The organism is Leucobacter sp. (assembly GCF_053528595.1).
In genome coordinates, this window is sequence record NZ_JAIVPF010000082.1 from 1 (window position 1) to 20,133 (window position 20,133).

Genomic DNA, 20,133 nt, shown 5'->3' on the forward strand with positions numbered 1-20,133 from the left:
ACGCGCGAGTTCCACGAGGATCTTCTCGCATCCGCGAACCCGCGCGTGATCACCGTGAGCTCGCCCCTCGCAGTGCGCCCCACTCCCGGCAGCGCGAATTATGCGGCGGTGAAGGCGGCGACGGAAGCGTGGACCCTCGCGCTCGACGCCTCGCTCCGAGCGGGCTCGGAGGAGGGCTGCGCGACCATCCTCGTCACGGATTCCCTCGCCGGACGCGAGGTCTCCTTCGCCCGCCTCGTGGGAGACGTGCTCGCCTCCCCGGCCGCTCGAGTGGCGGGGGCGCGCATCCTGCACGTGTGACGGCGCCGCCCGGCCCCCGCCCTCGCACGGCGACGAGCGATCGCGGCCTCGGCGGGAACCCCTTGCGAGCATTCATCAGATGAACTAGCTTGGGGGTGCTCCGCGGGTGGACGCGCGAGCGGTCGAGAGGAACCCGATGCCCAGCAGCAACATCGCCGTCACGCACACCGATGCCGGCTTCGTCACCGCCGAGGTCGCTCGCGCCGAGCGCATCTCTCCGAGCTTCGTGCGGGTCACGATCGCCGGGGAGGAGCTGGCCGGCTGGCGGCACCTCGGCTTCGACCAGTGGTTCCGCCTCGCGCTGCCGGTGGCGGGCGAGGCCACTCAGTTCGAGCGGCTCGCGAAGCGCTTCGACATGCGGGGATACCTGCGCTACCTCACGCTGCCCAAGGCCACGCGTCCGGCCATCCGCAACTACACCGTGCGCGAGTACCGACCCGAGACTGGGGAACTCGACATCGACTTCGTCGTGCACACCTCGGACGACCCCGCCCACTCCGGCATCGCCGGGCCCTGGGCCGAGTCGCTGCCGGTGGGCGAGCGCGTCGCGCTCATCGACCAGGGCTGCGGCTACCGCCCCGTCGAGGGTGCGAGGCGGGTGGTGCTCGCCGGGGACGAGAGCGCGCTGCCCGCGGTGCTCGGGATCCTGCGCGACCTCCCCCGAGACGCAGTCGGCGACGCGATCATCGAGGTGCCCGACGCGGCCGATCGCCAGCCCGACGCCGCCCCCGACGGCGTGCGCGTCGAGTGGGTGGTGCGCGCGGGCGACATCGGCGAGGCGGCGCTCGCAGCGCTGCGCGCCCTGCCGGAGTGGGACGAGCCCGTGTCGGCGTTCGTCGCAGGCGAGCAGAAGCTCGCGACCGGCGGTCGCAGGCACCTCGTCGCCGATCGCGACGTCGCGAAGTCCGCGATCGACTTCTGCGGCTACTGGCGAGCCGGCTGAGCGCCGCCCGAGCTCGCCGGCGGCTCGCCGCGCGCGAATTACACCGGTGTAATTTATCCACAGCATCGAGCGGGTCCTGTGGGGAAACGCGGGTTCGGGATCGCCGCAGCGTGCCTCAGCACCCGGCCCGGCGGCGGATTCACGCGGATCCCCCGGGCTCCACGGACGAATGACACCGATGTCATTCATCCACAGGTGTGCAGAGCGCCCGTGTGGAAACTGTGGTGGAGGATCGCCGCCCGCTCGGGACGGGCCCGCGGTGCGCGGCGGACTCACGCCGGTTCCGGGCCCTTCTCCCCGGAATTACACCCGTGTAATTTATCCACAGGGGCGACCCCGGGCTGTGCAGAAACGCCCTCCGGGGATCGCGGCGATCGCCCCCGCAGCCCCTTCGAACCGCGATTTCACGGCGATCCCGCGCACACGATCATCGAATTACACCGTTGTCATTCATCCACAGGTCCGTGGTCGGGCTGTGAACTCCATCGCGATGCTCCCCGGGGGGGTCCGCGCCGCCCGGGCGCCTCAGGCGTCTCCACCGCACGCTCAGATGAGCCCCAGCTCCATCGCACGGATCACCGCTCGGGTGCGGTCCGAGACGCCCAGCTTCTCGAAGACGTGCAGCAGGTGCGTCTTCACCGTCGAGTCTCCGATGAAGAGCCGGCCCGCGATCTCGGGATTGCTCAGCCCCTCGGCCACGAGGGCGAGGATCTCCCGCTCGCGCGGGGTCAGCTTCGGCGCGGGACCGGTCCCCGGCCCTTCGGCCCCGGCGTCGTCGCCCGCGCTGCCGGCCCCGCGCGCCGCCTGGGCCAGCGCCGCGGCGACCGACGGCGCGAGCACCATCTGCCCGGCTGCGACGGCCCGGATGCCGGCCGCCAGCTCCTCGGCCGGCGCCGCCTTCACCAGATACCCGCTCGCTCCCGCCTCGATCGCGGTCAGGATCTGGTCGTCGTCCTCGTAGGTGGTGAAGACGAGCACGCGCGGGGTCGCACCGGACCCGGACCCGGTCCCCGCGTCCGCCTGCACGATGCGCCGGGTCGCCTCGACCCCGCCGATGCCGGGCATGCGCAGATCCATGAGCACGACGTGCGGCCTCGCCTGCACCGCGAGCGCGACGGCGTCCTCACCCGATGCGGCCTCGGCGACCACCTCGAAGTCCGGCTCCGTGTCGAGCAGGCCCACGATCCCGGCGCGCACGATGGGGTGATCGTCGGCCACCAGTACTCGGATCACGGCTCCACCGCCCCTGCTCCCGGCCCCGCCGTATCCGGCTCGGCCCCGCCCTCCTCGCCCGCCCGCGAACCCGGCAGCCGCACCTCGAGGCGGGCACCGCCCTCGGGGCCCCTCCCGAAGCTCACCGCGCCACCCACCGTGCGCACCCGCTCGGCCAGCCCGCTCAACCCGAATCCCCCGATGCGCATGCGCTCCGGATCGGGTCCCGCGCCGTCGTCCTCGACGAGCAGCACGGCCCCGCCCTCGGCGGACGCCGTGAGCGTGAGCCGCACCCGAGAGGCGCGCGCGTGCTTGCGGGCGTTCGCCAGCCCTTCCTGCGCCGCGCGCAGCAGCACGACCTGGTGCTCCCGCTCCAGCGACACGACATCGAGCGCGCACTCCACGCGCAGCCCGGCATCCGCGCTCAGGCGGGCCGCGACCCGCTCGATCGCCGCCTCGAGTCCTCCGTCGCCGAGCGGCTGCGTGGTCGCGACGAGCGCCCGCGCCTCGCCGACGGCCTCGCGAGCGGCCGCCCCGACGCGGGCGAGGCGATCCCGCGCCCGCTCCGCGTCACCGCTGTCGAGCGCCCGCTCCGCCTGCTCGCTCAGCATGACGAGCCCCGCGAGCGTCTGCGTGAGCGTGTCGTGCAGCTCGCGCGACAGCCGCTCCCGCTCGCGTCCGGCGCCCGCCTGCTCGGAGAGCGCCGCCACCTCGGCCTGCGAGGCGCGCAGCTGCTCCGCGAGCGCGCGGTACCGCTCACCCTGCGCGAAGATGCGCGTGATCCACGTGCCCATCACCACGGCGAAGGTGAAGGAGAGCACCACGATCGCCGAGGCCTCGCCGAACCCGCTGAGCACGCCGTGGTGGGCGAGCGCCAGGAGGAACCCGCCCCCGACGGCGAGCGCCAGTACGGCGCTCCAGATCACGGCGTCGCGGTAGCGGGCGACGACCGTCCAGATCATCGGGTAGGCGAGCGCCTGCAGCGTGGCATAGCTCGGCACGATCGCCGTGGCCGCGCCGACGATCAGCACGAGCACCCCCAGGTACACGAGGTCGATCGCACGGGCGGGGTCATCGCACACCGCGCGCCGCAGCGCCGCCCGCCCCAGGCAGAGGTACCAGAGCACCAGCAGCACGAGCACCCCGAGCACTCTCGCCAGGCCGAGCGGCGACACCGGCGCATCGACGGCCTGGGCGTCGACCACGACGTCCGTGACGCCGATCACACCCATCACGGCGACGGTCGCGGCGACACCCAGGTCCCACCACAGCAGCGGGCGGCGCCGCGCCGCCGCGCCGCCGATGTGCGGCAGCGGCTGCGCGGCCGATCCCGCACTGCCCGAGGTTGCTGCGTTCATGCTCTCACCCTCTCACGGACCGCTGACACCCGTGGCTGCTCCGGCCCCGCGACGGCCGCACCGCCTCCGGTGCCGGGTCCGGTGCCGCAACGGGACGCGGCGGGAAGAGGGAGAAGGCGGCGCGTTCGCCCGATGCGCGCTGCGGCAGTGGCCGCACCAGCGTCGCGCGGCAAACGCTGACGCGTTCGCCCGATGCGCGCTGCGGCAGTGGCCGCACCAGCGTCGCGCGGCAAACGCTGACGCGTTTGCTCTATGCGCGACGCTGCCATCTGAACGTGAGGCGGCTCGCCACGAGGCCGACCACCAGCCAGACGCCGAGGTTCAGCGCCACGAGTCCCAGATCCCACGCGCCCGACTGCTCGAGCTCCGCGAAGTGCTCGGGCAGGAACACCGAGCGCATGCCCTGGGCCAGCCACTTCAGCGGGAACGCCGAGGCCACGTTCTGCAGCCACTCCGGCAGCATCGTGAACTGGAGATAGACACCCGAGATGAATTGCAGCAGCAGCACGACCGGCAGCACCACGGCGGTCGCGCTGCGCGACGAGCGCGGCACGGCGGCGAGGGCCACGCCCAGCAGCGTCATGGTGGCGATCCCGAGCACGAACAGCCAGGCGAAGCGCAGCCACAGCGCGGGATCGCTCGGCAGCTCCACCCGCAGCACGAGCGCCGCGAAGGCCAGCAGCAGGGCCGTCTGCACGAGCGAGGTGATGAGCACCATGCCCGCCTTGCCGAGGAAGTACGACACGGGAGACATCGGGGTGCCGCCGAGCCGGCGCAGCCAGCCCTCGCTGCGCTCCCGGGCGATGTCGACCGCCAGGTTCTGCACGCCGCCGAGCAGCAGGCCCGCCGCCACCATGCCGGGCAGGTAGTACCCCGCCATGGTGATGCCGCCGGTACCGTCGGGCTGCGCCCCGATCTCGCCCATCGAGTCGAAGGCGACGCCGAAGATGCCGAGCATGAGGATCGGGAACAGGAAGGTGAAGAACACCGTGTCCGGAGTGCGGTAGTACGCGCGCAGCTCGAGCAGCACCGTGCTCCAGCCCGCGCGCATGATGCCGGGGGCGCGGTGCGGGGCGCTGCTGCTGACGCCGGACGCATCGGGCCGAGCGGGCCTCGGGAGCGGGCCGGGCCGGGGATCGGCGACGACGCGCGCCGCGCCGACGGTTGCAGCCGTCGCGGCCGCTCGCGCCTCGGGGGTCTCGGGTGCCGTGCTCATGAGTCCGCTCCGATCAGTTCCAGGTAGATGTCCTCGAGCGAGGGTCGCCGCACCTCGAGCTCGGCGGGCTCGCCGCCCGGCAGCCCGGCCGCCCCCGCGTCCTCGCACAGGCGCGCCACCAGCCGGCCGGGGGACGCCGTGCGCTCCTCGCGCAGCTCCCGCGCGGCGTCGCGCCATCGCACCACGGGCACGCGGGCGTCGGCGCCGCCGAGCTCTCCGGGCGGCGCCTCCGCCACGATCCTGCCGTCCGACAGCACCCCGACGCGGTCGGCGAGGTGCGCCGCCTCGTCCAGATAGTGGGTGGTGAGCAGGATCGCGACGCCCTCCCCGGTCAGCCCCTCGAGCATGTCCCAGAACTGCCGCCTGGCCTCGGGATCGAAGCCGGTGGTCGGCTCGTCGAGGAACAGCAGCTCGGGTCGTCCCACGATGCCGAGCGCCACGTCGAGGCGGCGCTGCTGGCCGCCCGACGGCTTGGTCGCCCGCTGGCCGGCGTGCTCGGTGAGTCCGACCAGTTCGAGCACCTCGTCGGCTCCGCGGGGATTCGGGTAGAGCGAGCCGAAGTGCGCGAGCAGCTCGCGCGCCGTATACGGCCCGAGGTCTCCGGTGCTCTGGGCGACGATGCCGATGCGAGATCGCCACGCGCGGCGCGCGGCCAGCGGATCCTCGCCGAGCACGCTCACCGATCCGGCGCCGGGGCGCCGGATCCCCTCGAGGATCTCGATCGTGGTGCTCTTGCCCGCGCCGTTCGGCCCGAGCAGCGCGTAGGTCTCGCCCGGGGCGATGTCGAGGTCGATGCCGTCGAGGATCGTGCGATCGCCGTACCGTTTGCCGAGGCCGCGCACCCGCACGGCCGCTTCACTCCGATTCATGGTTCCAGCCTGCACCCGCGGCGCGCGGCGCGGCAGCGACCGATCGTGCGATTTCGGCATCCACCGGTCGGTGGATGCCGCGCCGCCGGGCACCGAGATCACTCCCCCCTTCGCGCGTCAGTAGCTGTCGGTAAAACCCCGGTTCTCCAGCAACTACTGGCGCGCGAAGAGAGGGGCCGGGGCCGAACCGGGGCGCGGGCCGCCGGCGCTACGGCGGCGTAGGCTGGGCGGGTGAGCATCGAGACACCGCACGACACCCCCCGCTCCTTCGCCTCGGACAACTACGCCGGCGCGCACCCCGAGGTGCTCGAGGCCGTCGCGGCCGCGAACGCCGGCCACACGCCGGCGTACGGCTCCGACCCCTGGACCGCCCGCTTCGGCGAGCTCGTGAGACGCCTCTTCGGCGAGCAGGCCGAGGCGTTCCCCGTCTTCAACGGCACCGGCGCCAACGTGCTCTCGCTGCAGGCATCGCTGCCCCGCTGGGGGGCGGTGGTGTGCGCGCAGACCGCGCACATCAACGTCGACGAGGGCGGGGCGCCCGAGCGGGTCGCCGCGCTCAAGCTGCTCGCCGTGCCCGCCGAGCACGGCAAGCTCACCCCCGAGCTCGTGGATCGCGAGGCCTGGGGCTGGGGCGATGAGCACCGCGCGCAGCCCCTCGCCGTCTCGATCTCGCAGAGCACCGAGCTGGGCACCTGCTACAGCCCGGCCGAGGTGCGGGCGCTCGCCGATCACGCCCACGAGCGCGGCATGGTGCTGCACATGGACGGCTCGCGCCTGGGCAACGCGGCGGCGCACCTCGGCTGCTCGCTCGCCGCGATCACGAGCGATGCCGGGGTCGACGTGCTCAGCCTGGGCGGCACCAAGAACGGCCTGCTCGGAGCCGAGGCGGTGGTGGTGCTGAACCCGGCCGCCGCGACGGGCCTCCCCTTCCTGCGCAAACTCGACATGCAGCTGGGGTCGAAGATGCGCTTCGTCTCGGCGCAGCTGCTCGCCCTCTACGAGGGGGATCTCTGGCTGCGCTCGGCGAGCCGCTCCAACGCCATGGCCGCGCGAGTGCGCGCCGGGCTCGAGGCGCTCGTCGCCGATGGCGCCGACATCGGGCTGCCCCACCCCACCCAGTCGAACGCGGTCTTCGCCGGGCTGCCGCCCGAGGCCAAGGCCCGGGCGCACGCGCGCTTCCACTTCTACGACTGGCCGGGCGACGACTCGCTCGTGCGCCTCATGTGCGCCTTCGATACGACGCCCGATGATGTCGACGCGCTGCTCGCCGCGATCGCGGGCTGAACGACCACGGCCTCAGGCCGAGGCGAGCCGGTGCTCGAGCTGGTCGAGGATCATGCCGAGCCCCACCTCGAACTCGTCGGCGAAGACGTAGTCCCGATCGGCGGTGAGCTCGCCGACGAGCGCGGCGAGGTGGGGGTACTCCGCGAGCAGGGGCCCCACTCCCTGGGCGAAGTCGCCGGCGTTCCCGGCGACCGCCGGGTCGAACGGCAGCGTCTGCTCGGTGAGCACGAAGCCGTAGACGTAGGCGTCGATCACGGAGAAGGCCTGGGCGGCGAGCAGCAGGGGGAAGCCGCCGCGGCGCAGGCAGCCGATGACCGCGTCGTGGTGCCGCAGCAGCGCCGGCCCCGGGGCGGTGCGCGACTCGATGAGCCCGAGCGCCCAGGGGTGGGCCGCCAGCACCTCTCGCGCCGAGCGCGCGCGGTGCTCCATGCCCGCGCGCCAGGGGTCCTCGTCGAGCGGGGGCCGGACCTGCGCGAACACCCAGTCGGCGAGGCCGTCGAGCAGCGCCTCCTTGCCGGCGACGTGGTGGTAGAGCGACATCGCCTCGACCGAGAGTTCGCGGCCCACGTTCCGCATGCTCACCGCGGTCAGCCCGCCGCCGTCGGCGACGCGCGCCGCGGCCGCGATGATCCGCTCCGGGCTCAGGGGTTCGCGAGTGACCACACCGCCTCCGTTCCGCATCGTTCGTGCAGCGGGATCGCGCGATCCCTTGCGAACTTACGGACGTAAGGGTATCGTACCCCGCACAGGCTTACATGCGTAAGGAGCAATCATGCAGGCAGCGCTCGCCGGGCGATACGGATCACCCGAGTCGGTCCGCATCGCGGAGATCCCCCGTCCCGAGCCCCGGGCGGAAGAGGTGCTGCTGCGCGTCGTCGCCACCCCGGTGACCGCCGGCGACGCGCGTATCCGGGCGGGACGGTTTCCGCGCGGCTTCGGCGCACCCGCCCGGCTGGGCATCGGCGTGCGGGGCCCGCGCCGCCCGGTGCTGGGCGTCGTCTGCTCGGGTGTCGTCGAGCGGATCGGGCGGCGCGTCGAGGGCCTCTCCCTCGGCGACGCGGTCGCCGGCATGACCGGCGCGCGCATGGGCGCGCACGCCGAGTACGCCGCGATCGCGGCGACCCGGCTCGTGCCGAAGCCGGCCGCGCTCTCGCACGCGGCTGCGGCCGGCGCGCTCTTCGGCGGCACCACCGCACTCCACTTCCTGCGGGATCGCGCCGCCGTGCAGCCCGGACAGCGGGTGCTCGTCAACGGCGCATCCGGCTCGGTGGGCAGCGCGGCCGTGCAGCTGGCCCGCTTCCTGGGCGCCGAGGTCACCGCCGTCACGAGCGGCCGCAACCGCGAGCTCGTGTCGAGGCTCGGCGCCGCGCGCGTCATCGACTACACGAGCCAGCCGATCGCGGAGCTGCGCGGCGACTACGACGTGGTCTTCGACGCCGTCGGCAACGTCACCCGCGCCGACGGGCCGCGGCTGCTCGCCCCGGGCGGCGCGCTCGTGCTCGCGGTGGCCGGACTCGGCGACACGTTGCGCGCGCGGGGACGCGTCCACGCGGGCGCGGCCCCCGAGCGCCCCGCCGACTTCACCCTGCTGCTCGACCTCGCGGCCCAGGGCCGGTTCGACCCGCTCGTGCGCACCCTCGACGGGCTGGAGGCGATCCCCGAGGCCCATCGCATCGCGGACAGCGGCCGCAAGGTCGGCAATCTCGTCGTACTGCTCGAGGGCTGAACGCGCCGAGGAACGGATGGCGTGCGGGGGTCGGCTCCGCTCAGCCGGCGGGCGGGGGTCTCGGAATGGATCCTGCGACTCGCAAGCTCGCGCAGGATGACGGCGGAGCAAGCTCGCGCAGGATGACGGCGGAGCAAGCTCGCGCAGGATGACGGCGGAGCAAACGGGCGCAGGATGATGGGAAGGGCTCAACCGGCGGGGAGGGCGAGGTGGCGCAGCTCCTGCTCGATCATGGCGGCGGCGGGCTTCCGCCGCTCCGGGCGGTCCGGGTGGCGGGCCAGCGCGATCGCCGCGGGGTCTCTGGAGCCACCGGCAGCGAGGTGCGCCCGCAGCGCGTCGAGCCGGGACCGCCGGTGCTCGAGCGCCGAGCGCGCGTGCGCCACGACGTCGGCGATCGTCGGCCCGTGACCGGGCATGCCCCGGCACCCCTCCGGGAAGCCCGGCACGGTGAGCGACCCGAGCCTCGCGAGCGACGCGAGGTAGGCGTCCAGCGCGCCGTCGAGGCTCGAGAGCGCGCTCGTCCGTCGCCCGCCGAGCAGCGTGTCGCCGGTGAAGAGGATCGGCCCGCGCGCCGCCTCGTCGTAGGCGAAGCAGACGGAGTCCGCGGTGTGGCCGGGGGTGCGCAGCACGCGCAGCGCGATCCCGCCGGCCGCGATCCGCTGCCCGTCGCGCACCGGATCGACGACGCGGGCGAAGCGCGCCGAGGCGGCGTGGACCGGGATGCGCTCCGAGAGCCGCCCGAGCGCCGCGCTGTGGTCGGCGTGCCGGTGCGTGAGCAGCACGGCCGCGATCGGCCCGTGACCGCCGATCGCGGCGAGGTGCCGCGGATCGGCGGGCCCGGGATCGACGACCACCGCACCGCGCGGGCCCGGGATGATCCAGGTGTTCGTCCCGTCGATCGTCATCGGGCCCGGGTTCGGAGCGCGGACGAGGATCGGCTCGGGCGCGGATCCCACTACGCCCGGGCGCCGGCGAGGTCGAGGGCGATGTCGACGATCATGTCCTCCTGCCCGCCGATGAGCCTGCGGCGGCCGACCTCGACGAGGATGTCGCGGGCGTCGAGCCCGTAGGTCTCCGCGGCCCGCTCGGCGTGCCGCAGGAAGCTCGAGTAGGCGCCCGCGAAGCCCACCGAGAGGGTCTCGCGGTCGACCTGCACCGGGCGATCCTGCAGCGGCCGCACGAGGTCGTCGGCGGCGTCCTGCAGCGCGAAGAGGTCGGCGTCGACGTCCCACCCCTGCAGCTGCGCGACGGCCACGAACGGCTCGATCGGGGTGTTCCCGGCGCCGGCGCCGTGCCCCGCGAGCGAGGCGTCGACCCGGTAGGCCCCCTCCTCGACGGCGACGATCGAGTTCGCCACCGCGAGCGACAGGTTCTGGTGCGCGTGGATGCCGATCTCGGTACCCGCGTCGAGCACGTCGCGGTAGGCGCGGATGCGTTCCCGCACGCCGTCCATCGTGAGCCGGCCGGCCGAATCGGTCACGTACACGCAGTGGGCGCCGTACGACTCCATGAGCTTCGCCTGCTGCGCCAACGACGCCGGGTCGTTCAGGTGCGCCATCATGAGGAAGCCGGAGACGTCCATGCCGAGCTCGCGGGCGGCGGCGATCTGCTGCGCCGAGACGTCGGCCTCGGTGCTGTGCGTCGCGACGCGCACCGAGCGCACGCCGAGATCGTAGGCCCGCTTCAGCGAGTCGATCGTGCCGATGCCGGGCAGCAGCAGGGTCGTGAGGCGGGCGCGCTCGACGACGCTCGCCGCGGCCTCGATCCACTCCCAGTCGGTGTGGGAGCCGGGGCCGTAGGTGAGCGAGGATCCGGCGAGCCCGTCGCCGTGCGTCACCTCGATCGCATCGACCCCGGCCGCGTCGAGGGCGCGGGCGATCTCGGCGACCTTCGCGGGGGTGATCCGGTGCCGGATCGCGTGCATGCCGTCGCGCAGGGTGACGTCCTGCAGAAAGACCCGGTGGCTCATGCGGCCGCCTCCTTCTTCTCGTGAGCGCTCTGCACGAGGCGCTCCGCCGCGCGAACGGCGGCGCTGGTCATGATGTCGAGGTTGCCGGCGTAGCCCGGCAGGTACATGGCGGCGCCCTCCACCTCGAGGAACACGGTGACGTGCGTGTAGCCCGCAGCCTGGCGGCGCTCGGCCGGCACGAGGTCGTCGACCTCGGCGTCGACGTCGCGGAACTGCAGCTGCTGCTTCAGCCGGTAGCCGGGCACGTAGCGGCGCACCTCCTCGACGCGGCGCTCGACGGCCTCCGCGATCGCGGCGCGCCCGGCGTCGTCCTGCCGGCTCACGAGCAGCTGCACGGTGTCGCGCATGATCATGGGCGGCTCGGCCGGATTCAGCACGATGATGGCCTTGCCGCGCGCGGCGCCGCCCACCCGCTCGAGCCCCTCGGCGGTGGTCTCGGTGAACTCGTCGATGTTGGCGCGCGTGCCGGGGCCGGCCGACTTCGAGGCGATCGAGGCGACGATCTCGGCGTAGTGCACGGGCACGACGTCGTTCGCGGCCGCGACGATCGGGATCGTGGCCTGGCCGCCGCAGGTGACCATGTTGATGTTGTCCGCCGCGAGGTGCTCGTCGAGGTTGACGGCGGGCACGACGTACGGGCCGATCGCGGCCGGCGTGAGGTCGACGAGCCGCTTGCCGTAGGGGGCGAGCTTCTCGGCGTTGCGGCGGTGGGCGCCGGCGCTCGTCGCGTCGAATACCACCCCGATCTCGTCGAACTGCGGGCTCGCGATGAGGCCCTCGACCCCGTCGGAGGTGGTCTCGAAGCCGAGCCGGGCGGCGCGGGCGAGGCCGTCGGAGTCGGGGTCGATGCCGACCATGACCCCCATCTCGAGCACCTCCGAGAGCCGGAGCACCTTGAACATGAGGTCGGAGCCGATGTTGCCCGAGCCGATGATGGCGATTGTCGTCTTGGCTGTCACGCCTGCTCCTTCAGGGGGATCTCTTCGAGGATGGCCGGTTGGTCGAGCACCCATTGGGGTTCCGTGACGAGCAGCGAGTAGCCGCCCGAGATCGTCTCGACGTCGATCACGTACCGGAAGCCCGCGTCCTCGGCCCAGCCGATCGCGTCGAGGTCGAGCTCCGGCACCGGGAGCACCACGCGGCGGCACCGGGGGTCGGCCCGCAGCAGCGCCGCCGTGTACTCGGCGACCGCGTCGGGTCTCGGAGCGCCGGTGTAGCCGAGCTCGAGGTCGTGGGTGCCGGACGGATACGCCTCGCGCAGCTCGCCGCTGCGGGCGCGTCGATGCCCGAGGCCCGAGCGCGCCCCGTCGACACCGGGCACCTCCTCGATGCCGACGAAGCCGCCTTCGAGCGGTCGTCTCGAGATGGTCGCGCTCATAGATCGTCACCTCCTGCTGCCGTGGCGAAACCGCGCACGCCGATGCCTCCGTCGGCGTTCACGATCGCGCCCGTGATCACCCCGGCGTTCCTGCGCGACGCGAGGAGCACATAGGGGCCGGTCGAATCCGCCGGGTCGACGCTGGCGTCGTGCAGCGGCAGCCACTGGTTCCCGGCGGTGCTCTCGCCGCGCGCCTCGCGCTTGGCGAAGCCGCCCTCGATCGAGCGGTCCTGCAGGCCCGCCGCCTCCGGGCCGCGCAGATCGGTGCGCAGGCCGCCGATCGCGACGCCGTTGACGCGCACCTTCGGCGCGAGCTCGTAGGCGAGCTGGGTCACGAGGCCGCGCGCGGCGTACTTGGCCGCGGTGTAGACGGGGCCGCCGCCGGCGGGGTAGAAGGAGGCGTTCGAGAGCGTCATGACGATGCAGCCGCGGGTCTGCACGAGTTCGGGCCAGGCGACCGAGCAGGCGAGCAGGTAGCCCTTGACGTTGATGTCGAAGAGCTCGTCGTAGATCGCCTCGATCTCCTCGGGCGTGGTCTTCGCGAGCGCGCGGTTGAAGTCCCAGATGCCGGCGTTCGGCACGAGCACGTCGAGCCGGCCGAAGCGCTCCACGGTCGCGGCGACCGCACCGCGCAGATCGTCGGCCGAGCGCACGTCGCCGGCGAGCGGCAGCACCCGATCCGCGTGCGCCCCCGCCGCCTCGACCGTGCCCTGCAGCCGGTCGAGCGATCGGCCGAGCACCGCGACGCCGGCCGCGCCCTCCTCCAGGAAGCGCAGTGCGACGGCCTGACCGATGCCGGATCCGCCACCCGTGATGAGGACGACGTCGCCATCGAGCCAGCCCGCCATTACTCGCCCCCGATGAAGTCGGAGACGAGCCGCTCGAACTCGGCCTTGCGCTCCACCTGCACCCAGTGGCCGCAGTCGCCGAAGACGTGCAGCTGCACGCGGCGGATGTGCTTCAGCATGAGCGATGCGCCGTCGAGCGTGATCGTGCGGTCGTCGCGCCCCCAGAGCAGCAGGGTGTCGGCGGTGATGCGGCCGAGATCCTTCCACAGCGGGTCCATGCCGCCCCGCGCCGCGAAGGCCGCGTTGTAGCGGTGGTAGAACTCGATGTGGCTCGGGTCGAGCGAGGCCTCGTAGCGCGCCTGCACCTCGGCGTCGTCGAACTGCCTCGGGTTCGCGACCATGACGCGGATGAAGTTCTTCATCTTCTTCACCGTCGGGCCCTCGCCGTTGTAGTAGCGGAACATCTCCTTCTGCCCCTCGGTGGGGAGGGGCGTGGAGACGGGCAGCCAGCCGCCGCCCGGCGCCATGAGCACGAGCTTCTGCACGCGCTCAGGCTGGGCGATCGCGAGGCCCAGGGCCGCGGCACCGCCGAGCGAGTTGCCGAGCAGGAAGTAGTCGTCGACCTGCAGCGCGTCGAGCGTCTGCGTGAGCGCGTCGACCGTGATCTCGGTGATCGAGCGCTCGGCGAGATCCTGCTCGGTGGGGCGGTAGCTGCCGCCGAAGCCGGGCTGATCGGGGAGGATCAGCCGGAAGCCCGCGAACGCCGGCAGGTTGGCGCGGTAGTTCGCGAGTGCGCTCGCGCCCGGCCCGCCGCCGTGGAGCAGCACGAGGGGCCGCCCCTCCCCCGCCTCGGTGACGCGGATCGGGCCCAGGGTGGTCTCGACGGTGCGGCTGGTGAGTTCGATTGCCATGATGGCCCTTTCTAGAAGAAGGTGCTGATGTTCTTCATGAGCAGCACGTTCTGCTCGAACAGCAGGGTGCGCTTCACGACCTCGAAGCCGTGCGGCCCCGAGCGCCGGATCACGTCGTTGCGGCCGCCGGCGTAGATGTCGACCTCGGTCTGCAGGCGGTTGCGGTAGACGATGAAGGCGCTGCGCACCTGCAGCAGTCCGTCCTCGCGCTCGCGCGCGGAGATGTTCGAGACGAGGTGCCGCGTGCGGCTGGGCGGGTCCTCGGCCCAGGCCATGCCGGAGTCGAAGCGCCGGATGCGCCACGCCAGGGAGTCCTTGGTCTCGTCGTAGAACGCGGCCTCGCCGGGCGCCGAGATCGACAGCGCCTGCTGCCGGCGCAGCCGGTTGCTGCGCGTGGGCGCCCAGTAGTGCAGCTCGTCGGCGAGCATCTCCAGCCAGTCGGCGAAGCGCCCGTCGTCGAGGAACTCGGCCTCGAGGAAGTAGAACTGGTTGAGCTCGAAGTGCGTCTGCGCGTCCGCGAGACGCATCCCGTCGATCTCGTCCTCGAGGATGCTCGTCGACGCCGAGGTGGCGCCGTTCAAGGTGTACGGGTTCAGGAAGTCCTCTGCCATGATCTCTTCTCTCGTATCGTGGAGGGTGCGGGCCCCGTCAGCGCCTCGCCTTGAGCAGCGAGCGGAGCGGGACGCCCGGGTCCGCGAGCTCGGCGGCGGCCACGGGGATGCGCTGGTCGATGATGCGGCGCGCGGCGCGCACCAGCTGGGTGTCGTCGATGGCCGCGGCGCCCTGGAGCAGCCCGTCCTCGACGAGGAAGACGGCCGGGTGCGCCCCGCCCTCGCGCACGACCAGATCGCCGTCACCCGTGAGCCGGCCCGTGGCCTCGAGGTGGCAGCCGTGGCGATCGGACCAGAACCAGGACGCGCCGCTCTCGGGGATCTCGAGCCCGAGCATGCCGTAGGCGGCGTGCCGGCCGCTCAGCTGGGCGGCCTCCCAGTGCTCCTCGCGGCGGTGCAGTTCGCCGTCTTCGCCGCGCGTGCGCGCGACGTCGCCCGCGGCGAAGACGCGCTCGGCACTGGTGCGGTGATCGGCGCCGACGATGATGCCGTTGTCGACCTCGAGCCCGGCCTCGCGGGCGAGGGCGTCGTTGGGCACGAGACCGACGCCCACGACGACGCGGTCGACGGGGATCGCGGGGCCGCCGTCGATGCGTACCTCGAGCGCGCCGTCGACCTCGGCGAACGAGCTCGTGAGGCCCGTCACGACGCGCACGCCGCGGGGTTCGTGCATCTCGTGGAGGCGGCGCGCGAGGAGCTCCCCCACCGCCGGCACGAGCGGGGTCTCGACCGGGTCGATGAGGGTGACCTCGGCGCCCGCCTCGCGCAGCGCCGAGGCGAGCTCGGCGCCGATGAGGCCGGCGCCGACCACCGCGACGCGGGTGCCGGCCCGCACGGAGTCGCGCAGCGCGATCGCGTCGGAGAAGGTGCGCAGCACGCTGACTCCGGGGAGGTCGGCTCCCGGGATGGGCAGCCTCCGGGCGCTGCCGCCGGTGGCGATGAGCACCGTGTCGGCGGCGAGCGCAGTGCCGTCGGCGAGGAGGACCTCGCCGGTCTGCGCGTTCAGCGACGCGACCGGCGAGCCGAAGCGGGTCTCGACGCCGTTCCCCGCGAGATCCGCGGCGCTCGCGAAGGCCAGGCGCTCCAGTGAGAAGTCCTCCTCGAAGAGGCTCTTGCTGAGCGGCGGCCGGTCGTAGCTGGCGGGTTCGGCGTCGACGATCGTGATGGGTCCCGCGTGCCCGAGGGCCCGCAGCTGCACGGCCGCGGTGAAGCCCGCGAGCCCCGCGCCGATGATGACGACTGCTCCTGCGTCGCGTGCCATGTCAATCAGCCAGCCTTTCGGGGTTCGGGATGACGCGGATCTCGTCGCCGTCGACGACGACCTCGTGGGTGTAGGCGTCGACGGTGGCGGGCATGGACTGCACCTTGCCGTCGCCGAGGCAGAACTTCGCCGCGTGCAGCGGGCACTCGACGCAGCCGTCCTCGACCCAGCCGTCGGCGAGGGAGGCCGTCTCGTGGGTGCAGGTGTCGTCGAGGGCGAAGTACTCCTCGCCGTCGTTGAACACGGCGACGCTGTCGACCGTGCCGAGCACCGACGCGTCGATCTGGATGCCCTCGCCGTCCTCGATGTCGCCCACCCGGGCGACGACGATCCCGTCGCTCACTGCCCGTCCTCCCGCTCGTGCCAGGCCGGGGTGTTCATGAGCTCCGCCCAGCGGCTGTAGAACTTGCGCCCGGCGGAGTCGCTGTAGAGCTCGCTCGTCTCGCCGGGGTAGACCCCGTCGTGGCGCTCGCTGCGGAGTCCCATCTGGTAGTTGAGCGGCACCGTGTTGGTGCGCCAGCCGTGCGAGATCGACTGCACCTCGCTCCAGTTCTCCCCGTCGTCCTGCTCGAAGATGCCGGAGGGGCCGAAGGTGCGCAGGTTGTAGAGGCGCTGCGCCTCGCGCACGTCCTCGGGCATGCCCTTGTCGAGCACGGTCCACGACCAGATCTCCATCTCGTCGACGCCCTTCGGGTGCCAGACGCGGATGCTGCCGTTGACCGGCAGGTACGAGAAGTTGGGGAAGACGGTGGCGTGCCCGGTGGTCATGGGTCCCTCGACCGCGGCCTTGCCGAGCCGCTCGCGCAGCTCGTCGTAGTCGTAGTACTCGTGCACGGGCTGCGCGTCGAAGCGGCTCTTGGGATGCGTCGGGAAGCCGGTGCCGTTGCCGTGCTCGTCGGAGTACTGGCGGCCCGGCGTGTTCGCGATGCTCTCCTTCGGCCCCTTGCCCGTGGGCGAGAGCACCATGAGCGCCGACGCGTGCGACATGTTCACGTGGTACCAGTCGGTGCCGAACTGCTCGGCCGCCAGCTTCCAGTTGCCCTTCAGCACCCACTTCGTGATGCCGCCGACCACGGTGGTGCCCTCGGGATCGCGCCCCAGGAACGCCTCCATGTAGTACCTCATGTCGCCGAGCTGATCGTCGAGGCTCGGCGCCTCGGGGTTCCAGGTGGCGAAGATGAGCCCCAGCACGGTGTCGAGCTGGGCGACCTCGACGAGGCCCCACTGCTCGCGGTCCCAGATGTCCTCCGGGTACCCCTGCTCGTTCGGCACGCTGATGAGCTTGCCCTCGAGGTCGAACGACCAGCCGTGGTAGGTGCAGGTGAAGGCGCGGGTCGTGCCGTAGTCGGCGCGCAGCACGCGCGCCCCACGGTGCCGGCAGGAGTTGAGGAAGGCCCGGATCCGCCCCTTCTTGTCCTTGGTCACGATGACGGGATCCTCGCCCATGTACGTGGTGAAGAAGTCGCCGGCCTTCTTCAGCTGCTCCACGTGGCCGAGGAACAGCCAGCTCGTCGCGAAGACGCGGGCGAGCTCCTGCTCGTAGAGCTTGCGGTCGGTGAAGATCGCGCGATCCACGAGCCCGCTCCTGGCGTCGACCAGACCGGAGACGTCGACGTTGCGGGAGAGCTCCGCCGGGCGGCAGATGTCGCCGCACTCGAAGCCGGGGTGGCGTTCGCCCACCTCGGTGCTCGGAAGCTGCGTGATTGCCATCGTTTCGTCCTTTCCCTTGCTACGCCTGGGCGGGAGATGCTGCGGTCGAGGTGAGCGACGCGGCCGGCAGGCCCTCCGCGTGCACCGTCCAGTGCGCGCCCGGGGTGAAGTCGACCGCGGCCGCGACGGCGCCCGCGAGTACGCGATCGCCCGCCCGGAAGCGGTCGCCCTGCGCACCGAGCGCGCCGGCGAGCCAGTGCAGCGAGACGAGCGGGTCGCCCAGCACCGCGGACCCCGGCCCGGAGCAGACCTCCTCGTCGTCGCGCAGGAGCGTGATCACGGAGTCGGGCAGCTCCGCGAGGAGCGCCGGCGTCGCGGGCACGAACTCGCCCCACACGACCCGGGCCATCGACGCGTTGTCGGCCACGGTGTCGAGGAGCGTGATCCGCCAGTCCGCGATGCGCGAGTCGATGATCTCCATCGCCACGGCCATGCCGCGCACGGCCGCCACCAGTTCGTCGTAGCTCGGGGAGGCCGGCAGGTCGCTGCCGATCTCGAACGCGAACTCCGCCTCGATCCGCGGCTGGATCAGGTGCGCGGGATCGAACTCGCCGCCGCCCGCGACCTCCATCGCGTCGGTGATCGCCCCGTAGTCGGGCGAGTCGACGCCGAGCTGCTGCTGGATCGCGAGCGAGGTCAGCCCGATCTTGCGACCGACCAGGCGCTCGCCCCGCGAGAGCCGCCGCCCGAGGTTGACGCGCTGGATCCCGTAGGCGCCCTCCAGCGTCAGGCCCGGGTACCGGCCGGTCAGCGGGTCGATGCCGAGCCGGGAGGACTCCGCCAGGCGGAGCGCCGCGGCCGCGGCCTCGATGTCGACCGTCTCCGACGTGACTGCAGTATTCATACCGGATATGGTGCGCCAGGAGCGGGGCCTCCGGGAGCCGTCGTGCCGAACCTTGGAACGGGGGCTCCTGTCAAGTCGGAGAGCCGGAAGAATGAGAGCGGCCGCTCGGGCCGCGGATGCGCCCGAGCCTGAACCGGAACCCGTGAGGAGTGCCATGCGCGCAGCCGTCGCCATCGACCAGAACCCCGACGCTCCGCTCGACTGCGTCGAGCTGAGGGAGTGGCCTACGCCGGAATCCCGGCCGGGCTGGGTCCGCGTCGAGCTGCGCGCCGCCTCGCTCAACCCGCACGATCTGTGGACGCTCCGCGGCATCGGGCACCCGGAGGAGCGCATCCCGATCGTGCTCGGCTGCGACGGGGCCGGGGTCACGGAGGACGGTCGCGAGGTCGTGATCCACCCGGTACTCGGCGACGCGAACCGCGGCGGCGGCGATCTGACGCTGGATCCGCAGCGCGCGCTCATGTCGGAGACGCTCGACGGCACGCTCGCCGAGTACGTGCTCGTGCCCGAGCAGATGCTCGTCGACAAGCCGGCGTCGCTGAGCTTCGCCGAGGCCGCCTGCCTCGGCGTGGCCTGGGGCACCGCCTACCGCATGCTGTTCACCCGCGCGGGTGTGCGGGCCGGATCGCGCGTGCTCGTGCAGGGCGGCAACGGCGGGGTGGCGAGCGCCGCGATCGCGCTCGCCTCGGCGGCCGGGGCGCGGGTCTACGCGACGGCGCGCACGGAGGAGAAGCGCGCCTTCGCGCTCGCGTGCGGCGCGGCGGAGGTCTTCGAGTCGGGCGCCCGGCTGCCGGAACGCGTCGACGCCGTCGTCGAGACCATCGGGCAGGCCACCTGGTCGCACTCGCTGAAGTCGCTGCGCCCCGGCGGAACCGTCGTGATCGCGGGCGCGACGAGCGGCGCGATGCCGCCCGCCGACCTCGCGCGGATCTTCTACCAGCAGCTGAGCGTCGTCGGCTCGACCGGCTGCACCCTCGCCGAGTTCGAGGCGCTGCTGCGCACCGTCGACGCGACCGGGGTGCGCCCCAGCATCGAGACGATCGGCTTCGACGAGATCCCCGACGGCTTCGCGCGCATGCTCGCGGGCGACGTCGCCGGCAAGATCGTCGTGGAGTTCTAGAAGGTCGTCACGGCACCGCGCATCGACTGCTGCGGAGTGGTCGTGACCACGAACACCAGCGCCGCCGAGGTGATCGACTGGAACAGGTGGGGCCCTTCACCGGGGAACCGCACGAAGTCTCCCTCATTCGCCTCGACCGTGCGACCCTCCGGCCCGAGTTCCACGCGCCCCTCGAGCACGTAGCAGTGCCGCAGCATGCCCTGGGTGCCCGAGCGCGAGCGCGCGGCGCCCCGGCCGGCCTCGAGGCGGATCACGGCGTTGTAGACGTAGCCGGAGCCGTAGACCTGATCGAGGTTGCGCACGGCGAGCGCGCCCTGCTCCTGCCAGTGCACGAGCTCTCCGGATTGGAAGAGCACCTCGTTGCCCATCTCCGAGATCAGCGCGCGGGTGCTCACCCCCAGCGCCTCGGCCAGCACCTCGAGCGTTTCCACCGTCGGGTTGGCGCGGCCGGCTTCGATGTCGACGATGGTCTGCTTCGATAGACCGGCCCGTTTGGCGAGCACACTCTGCGAGAAGCCTCGATCGTCCCGGAATCTTCGAGAATTCTTGGCGATGACGGTGGCCAGCACCATGTCGTCCTCCGCTCGTGGGGTGGTGTGGAGTAACAGGATAATCGACCGTCTCGACTTGGTG

General features: G+C 72.6%; 21 protein-coding genes and 1 pseudogene. 5 read left to right on the top strand and 17 right to left on the bottom strand.

Annotated elements, in window-relative coordinates:
* Both ACWKZU_RS16480 and ACWKZU_RS16485 read left to right on the top strand, forming a co-directional pair.
* Positions 1-300, top strand: a pseudogene (locus ACWKZU_RS16480) (alcohol dehydrogenase); the annotation flags it as partial.
* 136 nt (positions 301-436) lie between these two features.
* The gene (locus tag ACWKZU_RS16485; protein ID WP_449283423.1) at positions 437-1,243 is read left to right on the top strand and encodes a siderophore-interacting protein; all 807 of its coding nucleotides are present in this window, start codon (positions 437-439) and stop codon (positions 1,241-1,243) included.
* 546 nt (positions 1,244-1,789) lie between these two features.
* Here ACWKZU_RS16485 and ACWKZU_RS16490 read toward each other — a convergent pair.
* From ACWKZU_RS16490 to ACWKZU_RS16505, 4 genes are all read right to left on the bottom strand, one after another.
* On the bottom strand, positions 1,790-2,476 hold the full coding sequence (locus tag ACWKZU_RS16490; protein ID WP_449283424.1) for a response regulator: 687 nt from the start codon (positions 2,474-2,476) through the stop codon (positions 1,790-1,792).
* A complete protein-coding gene (locus tag ACWKZU_RS16495; RefSeq protein WP_449283425.1) occupies positions 2,473-3,813 on the bottom strand; it encodes a sensor histidine kinase in 1,341 nt (446 codons plus the stop codon). Before ACWKZU_RS16495 ends, ACWKZU_RS16490 begins: the two co-directional genes overlap by 4 nt.
* A gap of 250 nt (positions 3,814-4,063) precedes the next feature.
* Positions 4,064-4,864 (bottom strand): ABC transporter permease, encoded by an 801-nt coding sequence (locus ACWKZU_RS16500; protein WP_449283479.1) that lies wholly within the window; start codon positions 4,862-4,864, stop codon positions 4,064-4,066.
* Positions 4,865-5,025: 161 nt separating this feature from the next.
* Positions 5,026-5,898 (bottom strand): ABC transporter ATP-binding protein, encoded by an 873-nt coding sequence (locus tag ACWKZU_RS16505; RefSeq protein WP_449283426.1) that lies wholly within the window; start codon positions 5,896-5,898, stop codon positions 5,026-5,028.
* A 237-nt stretch (positions 5,899-6,135) separates the two neighbouring features.
* On the opposite strand from ACWKZU_RS16505, the gene ACWKZU_RS16510 reads away from it, so the two are divergent.
* Positions 6,136-7,182: a threonine aldolase family protein gene (locus tag ACWKZU_RS16510; RefSeq protein ID WP_449283480.1), complete on the top strand. Its 1,047-nt coding sequence runs from the start codon at positions 6,136-6,138 to the stop codon at positions 7,180-7,182.
* A gap of 12 nt (positions 7,183-7,194) precedes the next feature.
* On the opposite strand, the gene ACWKZU_RS16515 is transcribed toward ACWKZU_RS16510, so the two are convergent.
* Positions 7,195-7,845 (bottom strand): TetR/AcrR family transcriptional regulator C-terminal domain-containing protein, encoded by a 651-nt coding sequence (locus ACWKZU_RS16515; protein WP_449283427.1) that lies wholly within the window; start codon positions 7,843-7,845, stop codon positions 7,195-7,197.
* A gap of 109 nt (positions 7,846-7,954) precedes the next feature.
* Here ACWKZU_RS16515 and ACWKZU_RS16520 point away from each other — a divergent pair, with 109 nt between their 5' ends.
* Positions 7,955-8,908, top strand: a complete 954-nt coding sequence (locus ACWKZU_RS16520) for an NAD(P)-dependent alcohol dehydrogenase (protein WP_449283428.1) — start codon at positions 7,955-7,957, stop codon at positions 8,906-8,908.
* A 188-nt stretch (positions 8,909-9,096) separates the two neighbouring features.
* Here ACWKZU_RS16520 and ACWKZU_RS16525 read toward each other — a convergent pair whose 3' ends face one another.
* From ACWKZU_RS16525 to ACWKZU_RS16575, 11 genes are read right to left on the bottom strand one after another with little or no spacing between them, the layout of a single operon-like run.
* A complete protein-coding gene (locus ACWKZU_RS16525; protein WP_449283429.1) occupies positions 9,097-9,813 on the bottom strand; it encodes an MBL fold metallo-hydrolase in 717 nt (238 codons plus the stop codon).
* A gap of 50 nt (positions 9,814-9,863) precedes the next feature.
* Positions 9,864-10,877 (bottom strand): 4-hydroxy-2-oxovalerate aldolase, encoded by a 1,014-nt coding sequence (gene dmpG, locus ACWKZU_RS16530; RefSeq protein ID WP_449283430.1) that lies wholly within the window; start codon positions 10,875-10,877, stop codon positions 9,864-9,866.
* The gene (locus ACWKZU_RS16535) at positions 10,874-11,836 is read right to left on the bottom strand and encodes an acetaldehyde dehydrogenase (acetylating) (RefSeq protein WP_449283431.1); all 963 of its coding nucleotides are present in this window, start codon (positions 11,834-11,836) and stop codon (positions 10,874-10,876) included. The genes dmpG and ACWKZU_RS16535 overlap by 4 nt, the downstream gene beginning before the upstream one ends.
* The gene (locus ACWKZU_RS16540) at positions 11,833-12,255 is read right to left on the bottom strand and encodes a hypothetical protein (RefSeq protein ID WP_449283432.1); all 423 of its coding nucleotides are present in this window, start codon (positions 12,253-12,255) and stop codon (positions 11,833-11,835) included. The genes ACWKZU_RS16535 and ACWKZU_RS16540 overlap by 4 nt, the downstream gene beginning before the upstream one ends.
* A complete protein-coding gene (locus ACWKZU_RS16545) occupies positions 12,252-13,103 on the bottom strand; it encodes an SDR family NAD(P)-dependent oxidoreductase (protein ID WP_449283433.1) in 852 nt (283 codons plus the stop codon). Before ACWKZU_RS16545 ends, ACWKZU_RS16540 begins: the two co-directional genes overlap by 4 nt.
* Positions 13,103-13,954, bottom strand: coding sequence for an alpha/beta fold hydrolase (locus ACWKZU_RS16550; RefSeq protein WP_449283434.1), 852 nt, complete (start codon positions 13,952-13,954; stop codon positions 13,103-13,105). The genes ACWKZU_RS16545 and ACWKZU_RS16550 overlap by 1 nt, the downstream gene beginning before the upstream one ends.
* A gap of 11 nt (positions 13,955-13,965) precedes the next feature.
* Positions 13,966-14,565 carry an aromatic-ring-hydroxylating dioxygenase subunit beta gene (locus ACWKZU_RS16555; RefSeq protein WP_449283435.1) on the bottom strand — a complete coding sequence of 200 codons (600 nt, stop codon included), beginning with the start codon at positions 14,563-14,565 and terminating at the stop codon, positions 13,966-13,968.
* A gap of 37 nt (positions 14,566-14,602) precedes the next feature.
* Positions 14,603-15,826, bottom strand: coding sequence for an NAD(P)/FAD-dependent oxidoreductase (locus ACWKZU_RS16560; RefSeq protein ID WP_449283436.1), 1,224 nt, complete (start codon positions 15,824-15,826; stop codon positions 14,603-14,605).
* A gap of 1 nt (position 15,827) precedes the next feature.
* Positions 15,828-16,169, bottom strand: a complete 342-nt coding sequence (locus tag ACWKZU_RS16565; protein WP_449283437.1) for a non-heme iron oxygenase ferredoxin subunit — start codon at positions 16,167-16,169, stop codon at positions 15,828-15,830.
* Positions 16,166-17,536, bottom strand: coding sequence for an aromatic ring-hydroxylating oxygenase subunit alpha (locus ACWKZU_RS16570; RefSeq protein ID WP_449283438.1), 1,371 nt, complete (start codon positions 17,534-17,536; stop codon positions 16,166-16,168). Before ACWKZU_RS16570 ends, ACWKZU_RS16565 begins: the two co-directional genes overlap by 4 nt.
* A gap of 19 nt (positions 17,537-17,555) precedes the next feature.
* Positions 17,556-18,380 (bottom strand): 2-keto-4-pentenoate hydratase, encoded by an 825-nt coding sequence (locus ACWKZU_RS16575; protein ID WP_449283439.1) that lies wholly within the window; start codon positions 18,378-18,380, stop codon positions 17,556-17,558.
* A gap of 154 nt (positions 18,381-18,534) precedes the next feature.
* On the opposite strand from ACWKZU_RS16575, the gene ACWKZU_RS16580 reads away from it, so the two are divergent.
* Positions 18,535-19,500, top strand: coding sequence for a zinc-binding dehydrogenase (locus ACWKZU_RS16580; protein WP_449283440.1), 966 nt, complete (start codon positions 18,535-18,537; stop codon positions 19,498-19,500).
* Here ACWKZU_RS16580 and ACWKZU_RS16585 read toward each other — a convergent pair.
* The gene (locus ACWKZU_RS16585) at positions 19,497-20,072 is read right to left on the bottom strand and encodes a helix-turn-helix domain-containing protein (RefSeq protein ID WP_449283441.1); all 576 of its coding nucleotides are present in this window, start codon (positions 20,070-20,072) and stop codon (positions 19,497-19,499) included. The two genes, ACWKZU_RS16580 and ACWKZU_RS16585, sit on opposite strands and share 4 nt — an antisense overlap.
* Between the last annotated feature and the right edge of the window lie 61 nt (positions 20,073-20,133).